This is a genomic window from Mesorhizobium sp. Root695 (genome assembly GCF_001428185.1).
In the GTDB taxonomy this organism is placed as follows: domain Bacteria; phylum Pseudomonadota; class Alphaproteobacteria; order Rhizobiales; family Rhizobiaceae; genus Mesorhizobium.
The window spans coordinates 249578-264791 of sequence record NZ_LMHO01000003.1; the positions used below are offsets into that span (position 1 = coordinate 249578).

A 15214-nucleotide genomic window follows, 5' to 3' on the forward strand; every position below is an offset into this window, starting at 1 on the left:
ATGGACACTTTCTTCTCCTTTTACGTGCTGCCGGCGCTGCTGATCCTCTTGAAGTCGGTCGTGCTGATCGTCGTGCTTTTGATCTTCGTCGCCTACATCCTCTACGCCGACCGCAAGATCTGGGCGGCGGTGCAACTGCGCCGTGGTCCGAACGTCGTCGGTCCCTGGGGCACGCTGCAGGCCTTCGCCGATCTGCTGAAATTCGTCTTCAAGGAACCGATCATTCCGTCGGGCGCCAACAAGGGCGTCTTCCTGCTGGCGCCGCTGGTGTCGGCGGTGCTGGCGATTTCGGCCTGGGCGGTCATCCCGGTCAGCCAGGGCTGGGCGATCGCCAACGTCAATGTCGGCATCCTCTATGTCTTCGCCATCTCCTCGCTCGAGGTCTACGGCGTGATCATGGGCGGCTGGGCGTCGAACTCGAAATATCCGTTCCTCGGCGCGTTGCGTTCGGCGGCTCAGATGGTGTCCTACGAAGTCTCGATCGGCTTCGTCATCGTCACCGTTCTGCTCACCGCCGGTTCGCTCAACCTGTCCGACATCGTGCTGTCGCAGCATGATGGAATTGGTACGCGGCTTGGCCTGCCCAATACGTTCCTCGACTGGAACTGGCTGGCGCTGTTCCCGATGTTCATCATCTTCTTCATCTCGGCGCTCGCCGAGACGAACCGTCCGCCCTTCGATCTGGTGGAAGCCGAATCGGAACTGGTCGCCGGCCACATGGTCGAATATTCATCGACGCCGTTCCTGCTGTTCTTCCTTGGTGAGTATGTCGCCATCGTGCTGATGTGCGCGCTGGCCACCGTCCTGTTCCTCGGCGGCTGGTTGCCGCCCTTCGATTTCGCGCCGTTCACATGGGTGCCGGGTGTCATCTGGTTCGTGCTGAAAGTCTGCTTCGTGTTCTTCGGCATTTCCATGGTCAAGGCTTTCGTGCCGCGCTACCGCTACGACCAGCTGATGCGGCTCGGCTGGAAAGTGTTCCTGCCGATCTCGCTGTTCATGGTGGTTGCCACCGCTGCCGTCCTCAAGATCGCGGGATGGGCATGAGCACAGTTTCGCTTGGACTGATCGGTGTGGTCTGCGGATTGGCGGTTGCGGCATTCGGCTACGTCGCCGTCTTGCCATTCGTGCTTAAAAGCCAGGAAAGGCTGCCGGCCGGATATGTGATGCCGATCTTGGGTTGGAACAAGAGCAAGCTTGGAGCGGCGACCACGTTTGCTTATCGCTATTTTATGCCAGTTTTTTGGTCCGTCCTGGGTGCGATACTGGCAGTAACGACGTTTGGAGCACAACAATGAGCGCTCTTTCCCAAGCCGCAAAATCGCTGCTGCTGCAGGATTTTGTCAGCGCCTTCTTCCTGTCGATGCGCCAGTTTTTCGCGCCGAAGGAGACGATCAACTATCCGCACGAGAAGGGGCCGACCAGCCCGCGCTTCCGGGGCGAGCACGCCTTGCGCCGCTATCCCAACGGCGAGGAACGCTGCATCGCCTGCAAGCTGTGCGAGGCAATCTGCCCGGCGCAGGCCATCACCATCGAGGCCGGACCGCGCCGCAATGACGGCACGCGCCGCACGGTGCGCTACGACATCGACATGGTGAAGTGCATCTATTGCGGCTTCTGCCAGGAAGCCTGCCCGGTCGACGCCATCGTCGAGGGGCCGAATTTCGAATTCGCGACGGAAACGCGCGAGGAACTCTACTACGACAAGGACAAGCTGTTGGCGAATGGCGACCGGTGGGAGCGCGAACTGGCGCGCAACATCTCGCTGGACTCGCCCTACCGCTGATATTTGACGCATGGACGGGGCGAGGGGCCTCGTCTAAGGACAACGCGGCTTTGGAACCGGAGGCGGAACCAGGCCAGAGACAACAAACAGGACGAGTGTCCTGTTTGTACAGGAACCGGGGGATCCCCAATGTTGAGTGGACTAGAGGCGGCCTTTTTCTACCTCTTCGCCTTTGTCGCGGTGGCGTCGGCGTTCATGGTCATTTCGTCGCGCAACCCCGTGCATTCGGTGCTGTTCCTGATCCTGACCTTCTTCAACGCCGCCGGCCTGTTCATGCTGACCGGGGCCGAGTTCCTGGCGATGATCCTGCTCGTCGTCTATGTCGGCGCGGTGATGGTGCTGTTCCTGTTCGTCGTCATGATGCTCGACGTCGATTTCGCCGAACTGAAGAGCGGCGCCCTGCAATATGCGCCGATCGGCGCGCTGGTCGGGCTGATCCTGGCAGCCGAACTGATCGTCGTGCTCGGCGGCTACACATTCGCGCCGCAGCTCGCCTCGACGGTCTCCAAGCCCATTCCGGATTTCGCCACGCGGACCAACACGGCCGCGCTCGGCGACATCCTCTATACCGACTACCTCTACTATTTCCAGATTTCGGGCCTCGTGCTGCTGGTCGCTATGATCGGCGCCATCGTGCTGACGCTGCGCCACAAACCAGGCGTCAAGCGGCAGTCGATCGCAGCCCAGGTCGGCCGCACGCCTGCGACCGGCATGGAAATCCGCAAGGTCAAGACAGGCGAGGGACTCTGAGATGGTTGTCGGCATCGCGCATTATCTGACCGTATCGGCGATCCTGTTCACGCTCGGCGTGTTCGGCATCTTCCTGAATCGCAAGAACGTCATCGTCATCCTGATGTCGGTCGAGCTGATCCTGCTTGCGGTCAACATCAATTTCGTCGCTTTTTCGGCCGCACTCGGCGATCTGGTCGGCCAGGTGTTCGCTCTGTTCGTGCTGACGGTCGCGGCGGCCGAGGCCGCCATCGGACTTGCCATTCTCGTCGTCTTCTTCCGCAACCGCGGCTCGATCGCGGTCGAAGACGTGAACATGATGAAGGGTTGACGGAACCACCATGTATCAGGCCATCGTCTTCCTTCCCCTGCTCGGCTTCCTGATCGTCGGCCTGTTCGGCACGTCGCTCGGCGCCAAGGCGTCCGAATACATCACCTCCGGTTTCCTGGTGATCACGGCCGTGCTGTCGTGGGTCGCCTTCTTCACTGTCGGCTTCGGCCATGGCGAGGTGTTCACCGTGCCGGTGCTGCGCTGGATCCAGTCAGGCGGCCTGGAAGCGGCCTGGGCTTTGCGTATCGACACGCTGACGGTGGTGATGCTGGTGGTGGTCAACACCGTGTCGGCGCTGGTTCATATCTATTCGATCGGCTACATGCACCACGATCCGAACCGGCCGCGCTTCTTTGCCTACCTGTCGCTGTTCACCTTCGCCATGCTGATGCTGGTGACGGCCGACAATCTGGTGCAGATGTTCTTCGGCTGGGAAGGGGTCGGTCTCGCTTCCTACCTGCTGATCGGCTTCTGGTACAAGAAGCCGTCGGCCAATGCCGCCGCCATCAAGGCCTTCGTCGTCAACCGCGTCGGCGACTTCGGCTTCGCGCTCGGCATCTTCGGCCTGTTCGTGCTGTTCGGCTCGGTCAATCTCGGCACCATCTTCGCCAATGCGGCGACGTTCATCCCGGCTGAGGGCGCGCCGCATGGCGCGGCCGTGTTGACCTTCCTCGGCTATGCGCTGGACAAGCAGGCGGCCATGACGGTCGTCTGCCTGCTGCTGTTCATGGGCGCCATGGGCAAGTCGGCGCAGGTGCCGCTGCACACCTGGCTGCCGGATGCCATGGAAGGCCCCACGCCGGTTTCCGCACTGATCCATGCCGCCACCATGGTGACGGCCGGCGTGTTCATGCTGGCGCGGCTGTCGCCGCTGTTCGAACTGTCGCATTCGGCGCTGACGGTGGTGACCTTCATCGGCGCCTTCACCGCCTTTTTCGCGGCGACGGTCGGCCTCGTCCAGAACGACATCAAGCGCGTCATCGCCTATTCGACCTGCTCGCAACTCGGCTACATGTTCGTGGCGCTTGGCGTCGGCGCCTATGGCGCTGCCATCTTCCACCTGTTCACGCATGCCTTCTTCAAGGCGCTGCTGTTCCTCGGCTCGGGCTCGGTCATCCATGCCGTCTCCGACGAGCAGGACATGCGCAAGATGGGCGGCCTCAGGAAATTGATCCCGACCACCTACTGGATGATGGTGATCGGCACGCTGGCGCTGACCGGCGTCGGCATACCGGTGACGGTCATCGGCACCGCCGGTTTCTTCTCCAAGGATGCCATCGTTGAGAGCGCCTTTGCCGGCCACAATTCGGTTGCCGGCATGGCCTTCGTAGCGCTGGTCGTCGCCGCTGGCTTCACCGCCTTCTATTCCTGGCGGCTGATCTACATGACCTTCCACGGCAAGCCGCGGGCGAGCCATGAGGTGATGCACCACGTCCACGAATCGCCGCCGGTGATGCTGGTGCCGCTGTTCGTCCTGGCGGCGGGCGCGCTGTTTGCAGGCATCATCTTCCACGGCGCCTTCATCGGCGAGGGCTATGCCGAGTTCTGGAAGGCGTCGTTGTTCACGCTGCCGGAAAACCACATCCTGCACGATATCCACGAGTTGCCGCTGTGGGTCGAGCTGTCGCCCTTCATCGCCATGCTGATCGGCTGGGCGCTGGCTTGGAAGTTCTACATCCGCTCGCCGGAAATGCCTGCCAATCTGGCCGCCCAGCATCGCGGGCTCTACGCCTTCCTGCTCAACAAGTGGTACTTTGACGAGCTCTACGACTTCCTGTTCGTGCGGCCCGCCAAGCGCCTCGGCCATTTCCTGTGGAAGACCGGCGATGGCACCGTCATCGACGGCCTCGGCCCGGATGGCATTTCCGCTCGCGTCGTCGATGTCACCAACCGCGTCGTGAAGCTGCAGACCGGCTACCTCTATCATTATGCCTTCGCCATGCTGATCGGCGTTGCCGCACTCGTCACCTGGATGATGCTCTGATGACCGCCTGGCCAATCCTCTCGCTGGTCACCTTCCTGCCGCTGGTTGGTGTGCTGCTTATCCTGTTCATCAATGATGACAGCGAAAATGCACGCCGCAACATCCGCGCCATCGCGCTGTTGACGACGACGTTCACGTTCATCATCTCGCTGTTCATCTGGACCGGCTTCGACAATTCTCAGGCAGGCTTCCAGTTCGTGGAGAAGGTCGCCTGGCTCGATTCCGGCATCTCCTACCATATGGGCGTCGACGGCATCTCGATGCTGTTCGTCATCCTGACCACGTTCCTGATGCCGCTTTGCATCCTGGCCTCGTGGGAGGCGATCGAGAAGCGCGTCAAGGCCTACATGATCGCCTTCCTGCTGCTCGAAACGCTGATGATCGGCGTGTTCTGCGCGCTGGATATCGTGCTGTTCTACGTCTTCTTCGAGGCCGGCTTGATCCCGATGTTCATCATCATCGGCGTCTGGGGCGGCAAGCGGCGCGTCTATGCCTCGTTCAAGTTCTTCCTCTACACGCTGGCCGGCTCAGTGCTGATGCTGCTCGCCATCATGGCGATGTTCTTCCAGTCAGGCACGACCGACATCCCGACGCTTCTGACGCACAATTTCCCGGCCAACATGCAGACTTGGCTATGGCTTGCCTTCTTCGCCTCCTTCGCGGTGAAGATGCCGATGTGGCCGGTGCACACCTGGCTGCCCGACGCGCACGTCGAGGCGCCAACGGCAGGCTCGGTGATCCTGGCCGCCATCCTGTTGAAGATGGGCGGGTATGGCTTCCTGCGTTTCTCCTTGCCGATGTTCCCGCTGGCGTCCGAAATGTTCGCGCCCCTGATCTTCGCGCTCTCGGTCGTCGCCATCATCTACACCTCGCTGGTGGCGCTGATGCAGGAGGACATGAAGAAGCTGATCGCCTATTCGTCGGTCGCCCATATGGGCTTCGTCACCATGGGCATCTTCGCCATGAACCAGGAAGGCGTGCAGGGCGCGATCTTCCAGATGCTCAGCCACGGCCTCGTCTCCGGCGCGCTGTTCCTGTGCGTCGGCGTCATCTACGACCGCATGCACACACGCGAAATCGCGGCCTATGGCGGGCTGGTCAACAACATGCCGAAATACGCCACGGTGTTCCTGATCTTCACCATGGCCAATGTCGGCCTGCCAGGCACCAGCGGCTTCGTCGGCGAGTTCCTGACCATGCTTGGCGTGTTCCGGGTCAACACCTGGGTGGCATTCTTCGCCACCACCGGCGTCATCCTGTCGGCTGCCTACGCACTCTGGCTCTATCGCCGGGTGATCTTCGGCGCGCTGACCAAGGACAGCCTGAAGGGCCTGCTCGACCTGTCGCCGCGCGAGAAGGTGATCCTTTACCCGCTGGTCGTGCTGGTCATCTTCTTCGGCGTTTATCCCGCACCCGTCTTCGACGCGACGGCCGAATCGGTCAAGTCGCTCGTCACCAATGTCACTGCATCCATCGGCGCCGCGCAGACCGCGGCGGCGAACTGACCCAGGGGTTTTGCGAACCATGACGCCGGACCTTCTCTCCAGCCTGTCGCTCTCGACGCCAGAGCTGATCCTTGCCGTCGGCGCGCTGGCGCTGCTGATGGTCGGCGCCTATTCGCGCGCCAACACCGCCAACACGGTGACCGGCCTTGCCGTCGCCGTGCTGGTGGTCGCGGGCGCCTGGCTGATCTTCCAAACCGGGCAGGGCAGCGCCTATGGCAATGCCTTCATCCAGGATTCCTTTGCCCGTTTCATGAAGGTGCTGGCGCTGGTCGGCTCGGCGGTGACGCTGGCGATGTCGATGCGCTTCGCCAGGGCGGAGCATTTCGACAAGTTCGAATATCCGGTGCTGGTGCTGCTCAGCACGCTCGGCATGATGCTGATGATCTCGGCCAACAGCATGATCGGGCTCTATCTCGGCCTCGAGCTGCAGTCGCTGGCGATCTACGTGCTGTGCGCGATCAATCGCGACAATCTGCGTTCGACCGAGGCTGGCCTCAAATATTTCGTCCTCGGCGCGCTGTCGTCGGGCATGCTGCTCTACGGCATCAGCCTGGTCTATGGCTACACCGGCAACACCGGCTTCCAGGAGATCGCTTCGGCGCTGGGCAGCGGCGAGCGCCAGCTTGGCCTCGTTTTCGGCCTCGTCTTCGTGCTGGCCGGCCTTGCCTTCAAGATCTCGGCGGTGCCGTTCCACATGTGGACGCCGGACGTCTATGAGGGCGCACCGACGCCGGTGACGGCCTTCCTGGCGGCGGCACCGAAGATGGCGGCGATGGCGCTGATGGTGCGCGTCACCATGGGCGCGTTCAAGCCGATCGCCTCCGACTGGCAGCAGATCATCGTCTTCATCTCCATCGCCTCGATGGCGCTGGGCGCTTTTGCTGCCATCGGCCAGACCAACATCAAACGGCTGATGGCCTATTCCTCGATCGGCCATATGGGCTACGCGCTGGTCGGCCTTGCCGCCAACAGCCAGGCCGGCGTGCGCGGCGTTGCCATCTACATGCTGATCTATCTGGTGATGACGCTCGGCACTTTCGCCTTTATCCTCGCCATGCGGCGCAAGGAAGGCAATGTCGAGCAGATCAGCGATCTGGCCGGCCTGTCGTCGACCAATCCGATCATGGCGACGATCCTGACCATCCTGATGTTCTCGCTGGCCGGCATCCCGCCGCTCGCCGGTTTCTGGGGGAAGTGGTACGTCTTCCTCGCCGCCATCAACGCCCATCTCTACGCGCTGGCGATCATCGGCGTGCTGGCCTCGGTGGTGGGCGCCTATTATTACCTGCGCATCATCAAGATCATGTGGTTCGACGAACCGGTCGGCGGCTTTGTGCCGATGGCGACGGAATTGCGTGTCGTGCTCGGCGTCTCAGGCGCCTTCGTGCTGTTTTATGTGCTGATCGGCGGACCGATCGGCACCTATGCCGAAGCCGCCGCCAAGACGTTTTTCTAGCCGGCATGGCATTTCGGCTGGCTCCAACCTCGGCGTCGGAAGGGTTCCGGCTCGAGGCGCATGACAGTGTCGGCTCCACCAATGCGCTGGCACTGGATCACGCAAGGGCAGGCGACCCGGGCAAATTGTGGGTCGTTTCCAAGAAGCAGGAAAGCGGGCGCGGCCGGCGGGGCCGTGTGTGGGCGACCCCCGAAGGCAACCTCGCGGCGACGCTGCTCGTCATCACCAGGGCAGAACTTCGCCTTGCCGCAACGCTGGGTTTCGTCGCCGGACTGGCGCTGGCGGACGCGCTCGACGCCGTGGTGCCGAAGGGCCGGATCGCCATAGGCCTTGACGGTGGCAGCGAAGGAAAAAACCGTTTCGAGCTGAAATGGCCGAATGACGTGCTTGCCTCCGGCGCCAAGCTGGCCGGCATCCTGCTGGAATCGGCGATCCTGGAAGGCGGCCGTTTCGCAGTGGCGGTCGGCATCGGCGTCAATGTGGTGGCATACCCCGAGGATTTGCCTTATCCCGCAACATCCTTGCGCGCGCTGGGTGCGGCATGCGATGCGGAAACACTGTTCCTGGCGCTGTCGGATGCCTGGAGCGAGAATGCCCGGTTGTGGGATGAGGGGCGCGGACTTGCCGCCATCAGGCGACGGTGGTTGGCTCGCGCGGCGGGGCTCGGCGGCGAGGTTGCTGTCAGAATTGACGGTAATGTGGTGCGTGGGGTGTTTGAAACCATTGACGACGACTGCCGTTTCGTGATCCGCGACGATGAAGGTTCGGTTCTGACGATAGCCGCCGGCGACGTGCATTTCGGCGCGGTCGCTTCGGCTAGAGCTTAGAGCCGTTCACAAACGGCTCTAAGTGTTTGTTTTTTTAGCAATTCCTGTGGGAAAACCCGTTACACACTTTTCCTGGAATTGCTTTATGGACTTGGCCTGAGGGCCAGGAAGGGAAAAATCATGGCGAAAGCGGAAAACGCCGAACTCGTCTTCGTGCCGCTCGGCGGCGTCGGCGAGATCGGCATGAACTTCGCACTTTACGGCTACGGCCCGCCCAGTGCGCGCGAATGGATCGTCATCGATGTCGGTGTGACCTTCCCTGATGCCAGTCTGCCCGGCGTCGACCTTGTGCTGCCCGACACGCGCTTCATCGAGGAGAACCTCGCCAATCTGCGCGGCATCATCATCACGCATGCGCATGAAGACCATTACGGCGCGCTGCTCGACACCTGGCCGAAGCTGAAGGCGCCGGTCTGGATGACGCCGTTCAGCGCCGGCTTGCTCGAAGCCAAGCGGCAAGGCGAGCAGGGCGCGCCGAAAATACCGGTCACGATCTACAAAGCGGGGGAAAAATTCACCGTCGGCCCCTTCGAGATCGAAGCCATTCCTGTCGCGCACTCGATCCCCGAACCGATGTCGCTGGCGATCACCTCGCCGGCCGGCACCGTTATCCACACCGGTGACTGGAAGATCGATCCGGAGCCGACGATCGGGCCGAAGACCGACGAGGCGCGTTTCCGAGCCTATGGCGACAAGGGCGTCCTGGCGCTGATCTGCGATTCGACCAATGCGCTGCGCGAAGGCGAGTCGCCTTCGGAAGTGGCCGTGGGCGAAGGCCTCAAGGGCGTCATCCAGGCTGCCAAGGGCCGCGTCGCCGTCACCACGTTTTCCTCCAATGTCGGACGCATCGTCTCCATAGCCAGGGCTGCACGCGATGCCGGCCGCCAGTGCCTGGTGCTCGGCCGCTCGCTGAAGCGGGTCATCGATGTGGCTGGCGAACTCGGCTACATGGACGGTCTGCCGGAGTTCATCGCCGAGGAGGATTTTGGCTTCATCCCGCGTGAAAACCTGGTCATCATCTGCACCGGTAGCCAGGGCGAGCCGCTTGCCGCACTGGCCAAGCTGTCGCGCGAAGAGATGAAGTCCGTGTCGCTGACGGCAGGCGATACGGTGGTGTTTTCCTCGCGTACCATTCCCGGCAACGAGAAGGCGATCCTCGAGATCAAGAACCGTCTCATCGACCTCGGTATCAAGATCATCGAGGATGGCGACGCGCTGGTGCATGTCTCCGGCCATCCGCGGCGCAGCGAATTGCGCAAGATGTATGAATGGGTGCGGCCGCAGATCGGCGTTCCCGTGCATGGCGAGGCGGCGCATCTGGTGGCGCAGGGATCGCTGATGTCGACGTCCGGCATCGGCCAGGTGGCGCAGGTGCGCGACGGCGACATGCTGAGGCTCGCTCCCGGCCCTGCCACCATCATCGACCAGGTGCCGTTCGGCCGCGTCTACAAGGACGGCAGGCTGATCGGCACCGACCAGGCTATGGGCATCCGCGACCGGCGCAAACTGTCCTTTGCCGGCCATGTCGCGGTCAATGTCGTGCTCGACGACAAATATGAGCTTGCCGGAGACCCCGATCTGGTCGCCATCGGCGTCGCCGAGGCTGATGGCCGTGGCGACGCGCTCGAGGACCTGATGATCGATGCGGCAATCGGCGCGGTGGACTCGATCCCCCGTCAGCGCCGAAAAGACCTGGACATGGTGCAAGAGGCTGTAAGGCGTGCCGTGCGCGGCGCCGCCAACGAAGCCTGGGGCAAGAAACCGCTGGTGACTGTATTCGTCACAAGGTGACGAAGGGAATACGGGAGTAGGGAAATAGGGAAGGCAAATTGTTGCATCAACTTGTTTTTCCCTACTCACATACTCCCTTATTCCCCTGCTCCCCTAGCTTTCGGAATATTTTATGCTCGGACGTCTGAACCATGTCGCGCTTGCCGTGCCGGAGCTGACGGCTGCCGTCGCCGCCTATCGCGACACGCTCGGCGCCGAAGTGACCGAACCGCAGGCGCTGCCGGAGCATGGCGTCACGGTGGTGTTCGTCAATGTCGGCAACACCAAGATCGAACTCCTGGAGCCTTTGGGCGAGGGGTCGCCGATCGCCGCCTTCCTGGCGAAGAACCCTTCCGGCGGCATGCACCATCTTTGCTACGAGGTCGACGACATCCTGGCAGCGCGGGACAAGCTCAAGGCTGCCGGCGCCCGCGTGCTGGGCGACGGCAACCCGAAGATCGGCGCCCATGGCAAGCCGGTGCTGTTCCTGCATCCGAAGGATTTCTTCGGCACGCTGATCGAACTGGAGCAATCATGAGCTGGGTTTCGTTCACCGCCCTGTTTTTCGCGACCTGGTGGGTGGTGCTGTTTGCCGTGCTGCCGTTCAGCGTGAAGACGCAGGACGACGATCATGATGTGACGCTGGGTACGGTTCCAAGCGCGCCGCGCGGCCCCCACATGCTGCGCGCCGTGATCCGCACCACCGTCGCCACCGCGATCCTGATGGGCATTTTCTATGGCCTGACGCATGGCCTGGGATACAGCCTCAACGACATCCCGCACATCGTGCCGGATTTCGGCCAGACGCCAGCCAAATAGGCTGTCGGGCCCAAATAGACTGTCCGGCAAAGACGTTTTCATCCGTCGGAACCATGCGCGGTTTCGAACGGAAATGCCGTGCCGTTTTGTGGTCGGGGGCGTGCTGACGCAGGGTAAGGTGGTCTGGCAACGCATTGCGCTAAGCAGATGATTGCTCAAAAAAAATGCAAGGCACAAGGCCTTGCAATTTAAACGCGTCCGATCTGTTTCCGGTTTCCGGCGGCAGCGAGTAACCGCGCCTAGATCGCATCCTCCCAAGACTTTGACCGCGTAGGAGAGCAGATTTTTTTCTGCCCTCTCGGTTATCGGGGCACATTAGCCTAACGCGAATGAAAATGTCACGAAGAATTTTGCCTCGAAACAGGCATTCTCGTGCTGCACTGCACAATAGTATGGCAGGCTTTGCTTTCGAAACGTCCAGTAAGAGGCGTGCGGCACTGCGCCGCCGGGTTTGGGTTCCCATTCCGCCATGAAATGGCTATGAAGCCGGGTCAAGCAAGCCAAAGTCGCGCCGATTCTGACGCGGCCATCCTCACTCACGGACCAGTCCATGCGTTTGTCGCGCTATTTCCTGCCCATTCTCAAAGAAAATCCGCGCGAGGCCGAGATCGTCTCGCACCGGCTGATGCTGCGCGCCGGCATGATCCGCCAGCAGGGGCAGGGCAGTTTCTCGTGGCTGCCGCTCGGCAAGCGGGTTCTGGACAAGGTCTGCCGCATCATCCGCGAGGAACAGAATCGCGCAGGGGCGCTAGAAATCCTTATGCCGACCATCCAGTCGGCCGATCTGTGGCGCGAAAGCGGCCGCTATGACGACTACGGCAAGGAGATGCTGCGCATCAAGGACCGGCAGGACCGCGACATGCTCTACGGCCCGACCAATGAGGAAGTGGTCACCGAGATCGTCCGCGCCTATGTGAAGTCCTACAAGGACCTGCCGCTCAATCTCTACCACATCCAGTGGAAGTTCCGCGACGAGGTGCGGCCGCGCTTCGGCGTCATGCGGTCGCGCGAATTCCTGATGAAGGACGCCTATTCCTTCGACCTCGACTTCGAGGGCGCCAAGGCGGCCTACAACAGGATGTTCGTGTCCTATCTCAGGACCTTCACGCGCATGGGGCTGCAGGCTATACCAATGCGGGCCGACACCGGGCCGATCGGCGGCGATCTCAGCCATGAATTCATCATCCTCGCCGACACCGGCGAGAGCCAGGTCTTCTGCCACCGCGACTATCTTTCGCTCGATGTACCCGGCGCCAATACCGATTTTGCCAACGACGCCGAGATCGCCGACATCGTCAAGACATGGACGACGCCCTACGCCGCGACCGACGAGATGCATGACGAGGCGGCGTGGGCAAAGATCGGCGAGAGCGACAAGGTTTCGGCGCGCGGCATCGAGGTCGGCCATATCTTCCATTTCGGCGACAAATATTCCAAGCCCATGGGCGCCAAGGTGACCGGGCCCGACGGCAAGGATCATTTCGTCTCCGGCGGCTCCTACGGCATCGGTCCGTCGCGGCTGGTCGCGGCGATCATCGAGGCCAGCCATGACGACAACGGCATTATCTGGCCGGAAGCGGTGGCGCCGTTCGACATCGGGCTGATCAACATGAAGGCGGGGGACGCCGAGTGCGACAGCGTCTGCGACGAGCTGCATGCCGCTTTCGTCGCCGCCGGCAAGGACGTGCTCTACGACGACACCGACCAGCGGCCCGGCGGCAAGTTCGCCACCGCCGATCTGATCGGCCTGCCGTGGCAAGTGATCGTGGGGCCGCGAGGCGTGGCCAGCGGCGAGATCGAGATCAAGCATCGCAAGACCGGCGAGCGCGAGACGCTGCCGATCGCGGACGCGAAAAAGCGCTTCGGTGTCGCCGCATGAGCGAGGCGGTGGCGGCAAGATCGGCGGGCGCCGGACCCTTTTCCATCTTCGAGCGCATGGTCGCGTGGCGCTATTTGCGCTCGCGGCGCAAGGAGACGGTGATCTCGGTGATCGCCTCGATCTCTTTCCTCGGCATCATGCTGGGCGTCGCCACGCTGATCGTGGTGATGGCGGTGATGAACGGCTTCAGGGCGGAGCTGTTGACGCGCATTCTCGGCGTCAATGGCCATCTCATCGTGCAGCCGCTCGATTCGCCGCTGGAGGACTACGCGCAGGTCGCCAGCCGCATCAACGGCGTGCCCGGCGTCAAATACGCCATCCCGCTGATCGACGGCCAGGTGCTGGCGCAGGGTAATGTCGGCGGCGGAACCGGAGCGCTGGTGCGCGGCATACGCGGCGAGGACCTCGGCAAGATCGCCATCGTCGCCAGCAACATCAAACAAGGCTCGATCGCCGATTTCGACAGCGGCGAGGGCGTTGCCATCGGCAAGCGCATGGCCGAGAATCTCGGCCTGACGCTTGGTGACACCATCACCTTGATCTCGCCGGACGGCGACGTGACCCCGATTGGCACGACGCCGCGCATGAAGGGCTACAAGATCTCGGCGATCTTCGAAGTCGGCATGTCCGAATACGACACCTCCATCGTCTACATGCCGTTCACCGAAGCTCAGCTTTATTTCAACATGGACGGGCGGGCGCAGACGATCGAGATCTATGTCGACAATCCCGATGATGTCGACGCGCTGAAACCGAAGGTGGAGGCGGCGGCGCAACGGCCGATCGACATGGTCGACTGGCGCCAGCGCAACGAGACCTTCTTCTCCGCCCTGCAGGTCGAGCGCAATGTCATGTTCATGATCCTGACGCTGATCGTGCTGGTCGCGGCGCTGAACATCATCTCCGGCCTGATCATGCTGGTGAAGGACAAGGGGCATGATATTGCCATCCTGCGCACGATGGGGGCCTCGCGCGGCGCGATCCTGCGCATCTTCCTGATGACGGGGGCGGCGATCGGCGTGACGGGCACGCTCGCCGGCGTGCTGCTCGGCGTGCTGATCTGCTCCAACATCGAATCGATCCGCCAGTTCTTCTCGTGGATGACCGGCAAGGTGCTGTTCAACCCGGAGCTCTATTTCCTCAGCCAGCTGCCGGCGAAGATGGATCCGCGCGAGACGACCTATGTCATCCTGATGGCGCTCGGTCTGTCCTTCCTGGCAACGGTGTTTCCGGCATGGCGGGCCGCCCGGCTCGATCCGGTCGAAGCCTTGAGGTACGAGTAGTGGCCGAGGTCATTATCGAGCTGAAGAGCGTCGAGCGGCACTATGTCCAGGGGCCGCGCAAGCTCACCATTCTCAACGGCGCCGATTTCGCGCTGAAGCGCGGCGAGATGGTGGCGCTGGTGGCGCCGTCCGGCACCGGCAAGTCGACGCTGCTGCACACCGCCGGCCTGCTGGAGCGTCCCGACGCCGGCGACGTCATCCTGGCCGGCCGTGCCTGCGGGCGGCTCTCCGATGACGAGCGCACGGCGATCCGCCGCAACGATGTCGGCTTCGTCTACCAGTTCCATCACCTGCTGCCGGAATTCTCGGCGCTGGAAAACATCATGATGCCGCAGCTCATCAAAGGGCTGAGCCGCAAGGACGCGGCCGAGCGCGCGGCACAGCTGCTCGACTACATGCAGATCGGCAAGCGTGCATCGCACCGGCCGTCCGAGCTATCCGGCGGCGAGCAGCAGCGCGTCGCCATTGCGCGTGCGGTCGCCAATGCGCCGCTGGTGCTGCTGGCGGATGAGCCGACCGGCAATCTCGACCCGGTCACCGCCTCCTATGTGTTCGAGGCGCTGGCGGCGCTGGTCAAGCAATCGGGCCTCGCGGCGCTGATCGCCACCCACAATCACGATCTGGCATCGCGCATGGACCGGCGGGTGACGCTGGCCGACGGCAAAGTGGTGCCTCTCGGTTCGGGCTGACCTCGGTCTCGACAAACCTTGGCGGGCTCGCCGTCAGTCCGCCACTGATGCCTGTATCTGGCCCATCGGTGGCTGCCGCTCGGTCCTCAACCTTTTCTTAACCCTGCTGATTTGATCGCCTGAAAATTCCGGTCGCAGCCGGATTGTGCTCGTTGACAT

15 protein-coding genes are annotated in these 15214 nt (G+C 62.4%); all 15 read left to right on the forward strand.

Annotated elements, in window-relative coordinates; genetic code table 11:
* The 15 genes from nuoH to ASD99_RS05405 all read left to right on the forward strand — a co-directional run bounded on the left by nuoH (nucleotide 1) and on the right by ASD99_RS05405 (nucleotide 15055).
* Nucleotides 1-1044, forward strand: a complete 1044-nt coding sequence (nuoH, locus tag ASD99_RS05335; protein ID WP_057142941.1) for an NADH-quinone oxidoreductase subunit NuoH — start codon at nucleotides 1-3, stop codon at nucleotides 1042-1044.
* The gene (locus tag ASD99_RS05340) at nucleotides 1041-1295 is read left to right on the forward strand and encodes a hypothetical protein (RefSeq protein WP_156388928.1); all 255 of its coding nucleotides are present in this window, start codon (nucleotides 1041-1043) and stop codon (nucleotides 1293-1295) included. Before nuoH ends, ASD99_RS05340 begins: the two co-directional genes overlap by 4 nt.
* A complete protein-coding gene (gene nuoI, locus ASD99_RS05345) occupies nucleotides 1292-1783 on the forward strand; it encodes an NADH-quinone oxidoreductase subunit NuoI (protein WP_023812382.1) in 492 nt (163 codons plus the stop codon). The genes ASD99_RS05340 and nuoI overlap by 4 nt, the downstream gene beginning before the upstream one ends.
* 129 nt (nucleotides 1784-1912) lie before the next feature.
* Nucleotides 1913-2533 carry an NADH-quinone oxidoreductase subunit J gene (locus tag ASD99_RS05350; RefSeq protein WP_057142942.1) on the forward strand — a complete coding sequence of 207 codons (621 nt, stop codon included), beginning with the start codon at nucleotides 1913-1915 and terminating at the stop codon, nucleotides 2531-2533.
* 1 nt (nucleotide 2534) lies between these two features.
* The gene (nuoK, locus tag ASD99_RS05355; RefSeq protein WP_019858930.1) at nucleotides 2535-2843 is read left to right on the forward strand and encodes an NADH-quinone oxidoreductase subunit NuoK; all 309 of its coding nucleotides are present in this window, start codon (nucleotides 2535-2537) and stop codon (nucleotides 2841-2843) included.
* A 10-nt stretch (nucleotides 2844-2853) separates the two neighbouring features.
* A complete protein-coding gene (nuoL, locus tag ASD99_RS05360) occupies nucleotides 2854-4827 on the forward strand; it encodes an NADH-quinone oxidoreductase subunit L (protein ID WP_057142943.1) in 1974 nt (657 codons plus the stop codon).
* Entirely contained in the window at nucleotides 4827-6332 is a 1506-nt protein-coding gene (locus ASD99_RS05365; RefSeq protein WP_056596730.1) for an NADH-quinone oxidoreductase subunit M, read from the forward strand. Before nuoL ends, ASD99_RS05365 begins: the two co-directional genes overlap by 1 nt.
* A 19-nt stretch (nucleotides 6333-6351) precedes the next feature.
* Nucleotides 6352-7788, forward strand: coding sequence for an NADH-quinone oxidoreductase subunit NuoN (gene nuoN, locus ASD99_RS05370; protein ID WP_057142944.1), 1437 nt, complete (start codon nucleotides 6352-6354; stop codon nucleotides 7786-7788).
* A 5-nt stretch (nucleotides 7789-7793) separates the two neighbouring features.
* A complete protein-coding gene (locus ASD99_RS05375) occupies nucleotides 7794-8615 on the forward strand; it encodes a biotin--[acetyl-CoA-carboxylase] ligase (RefSeq protein ID WP_057142945.1) in 822 nt (273 codons plus the stop codon).
* 120 nt (nucleotides 8616-8735) lie between these two features.
* Nucleotides 8736-10406 carry a ribonuclease J gene (locus ASD99_RS05380; RefSeq protein ID WP_056596721.1) on the forward strand — a complete coding sequence of 557 codons (1671 nt, stop codon included), beginning with the start codon at nucleotides 8736-8738 and terminating at the stop codon, nucleotides 10404-10406.
* Between the two features lie 112 nt (nucleotides 10407-10518).
* Entirely contained in the window at nucleotides 10519-10923 is a 405-nt protein-coding gene (gene mce, locus ASD99_RS05385; RefSeq protein ID WP_056596718.1) for a methylmalonyl-CoA epimerase, read from the forward strand.
* The gene (locus ASD99_RS05390; protein ID WP_056596715.1) at nucleotides 10920-11204 is read left to right on the forward strand and encodes a DUF1467 family protein; all 285 of its coding nucleotides are present in this window, start codon (nucleotides 10920-10922) and stop codon (nucleotides 11202-11204) included. Before mce ends, ASD99_RS05390 begins: the two co-directional genes overlap by 4 nt.
* A 550-nt stretch (nucleotides 11205-11754) precedes the next feature.
* The gene (gene proS, locus ASD99_RS05395; protein ID WP_057142946.1) at nucleotides 11755-13083 is read left to right on the forward strand and encodes a proline--tRNA ligase; all 1329 of its coding nucleotides are present in this window, start codon (nucleotides 11755-11757) and stop codon (nucleotides 13081-13083) included.
* A complete protein-coding gene (locus tag ASD99_RS05400) occupies nucleotides 13080-14366 on the forward strand; it encodes a lipoprotein-releasing ABC transporter permease subunit (protein ID WP_056596707.1) in 1287 nt (428 codons plus the stop codon). The genes proS and ASD99_RS05400 overlap by 4 nt, the downstream gene beginning before the upstream one ends.
* The gene (locus ASD99_RS05405; protein ID WP_200950967.1) at nucleotides 14318-15055 is read left to right on the forward strand and encodes an ABC transporter ATP-binding protein; all 738 of its coding nucleotides are present in this window, start codon (nucleotides 14318-14320) and stop codon (nucleotides 15053-15055) included. Before ASD99_RS05400 ends, ASD99_RS05405 begins: the two co-directional genes overlap by 49 nt.
* Nucleotides 15056-15214 lie beyond the last annotated feature (159 nt).

Bases quoted from the DNA above. Each gene is read 5' to 3' on its own strand.
- mce (WP_056596718.1), top strand. From the start codon at position 10,519: ATGCTCGGACGTCTGAACCATGTCGCGCTTGCCGTGCCGGAGCTGACG.
- ASD99_RS05365 (WP_056596730.1), top strand. From the start codon at position 4,827: ATGACCGCCTGGCCAATCCTCTCGCTGGTCACCTTCCTGCCGCTGGTT.
- proS (WP_057142946.1), top strand. From the start codon at position 11,755: ATGCGTTTGTCGCGCTATTTCCTGCCCATTCTCAAAGAAAATCCGCGC.
- ASD99_RS05350 (WP_057142942.1), top strand. From the start codon at position 1,913: ATGTTGAGTGGACTAGAGGCGGCCTTTTTCTACCTCTTCGCCTTTGTC.
- ASD99_RS05405 (WP_200950967.1), top strand. From the start codon at position 14,318: ATGGCGGGCCGCCCGGCTCGATCCGGTCGAAGCCTTGAGGTACGAGTA.
- ASD99_RS05380 (WP_056596721.1), top strand. From the start codon at position 8,736: ATGGCGAAAGCGGAAAACGCCGAACTCGTCTTCGTGCCGCTCGGCGGC.
- nuoL (WP_057142943.1), top strand. From the start codon at position 2,854: ATGTATCAGGCCATCGTCTTCCTTCCCCTGCTCGGCTTCCTGATCGTC.
- nuoN (WP_057142944.1), top strand. From the start codon at position 6,352: ATGACGCCGGACCTTCTCTCCAGCCTGTCGCTCTCGACGCCAGAGCTG.
- nuoK (WP_019858930.1), top strand. From the start codon at position 2,535: ATGGTTGTCGGCATCGCGCATTATCTGACCGTATCGGCGATCCTGTTC.
- ASD99_RS05375 (WP_057142945.1), top strand. From the start codon at position 7,794: ATGGCATTTCGGCTGGCTCCAACCTCGGCGTCGGAAGGGTTCCGGCTC.
- nuoI (WP_023812382.1), top strand. From the start codon at position 1,292: ATGAGCGCTCTTTCCCAAGCCGCAAAATCGCTGCTGCTGCAGGATTTT.
- ASD99_RS05390 (WP_056596715.1), top strand. From the start codon at position 10,920: ATGAGCTGGGTTTCGTTCACCGCCCTGTTTTTCGCGACCTGGTGGGTG.
- ASD99_RS05340 (WP_156388928.1), top strand. From the start codon at position 1,041: ATGAGCACAGTTTCGCTTGGACTGATCGGTGTGGTCTGCGGATTGGCG.
- ASD99_RS05400 (WP_056596707.1), top strand. From the start codon at position 13,080: ATGAGCGAGGCGGTGGCGGCAAGATCGGCGGGCGCCGGACCCTTTTCC.
- nuoH (WP_057142941.1), top strand. From the start codon at position 1: ATGGACACTTTCTTCTCCTTTTACGTGCTGCCGGCGCTGCTGATCCTC.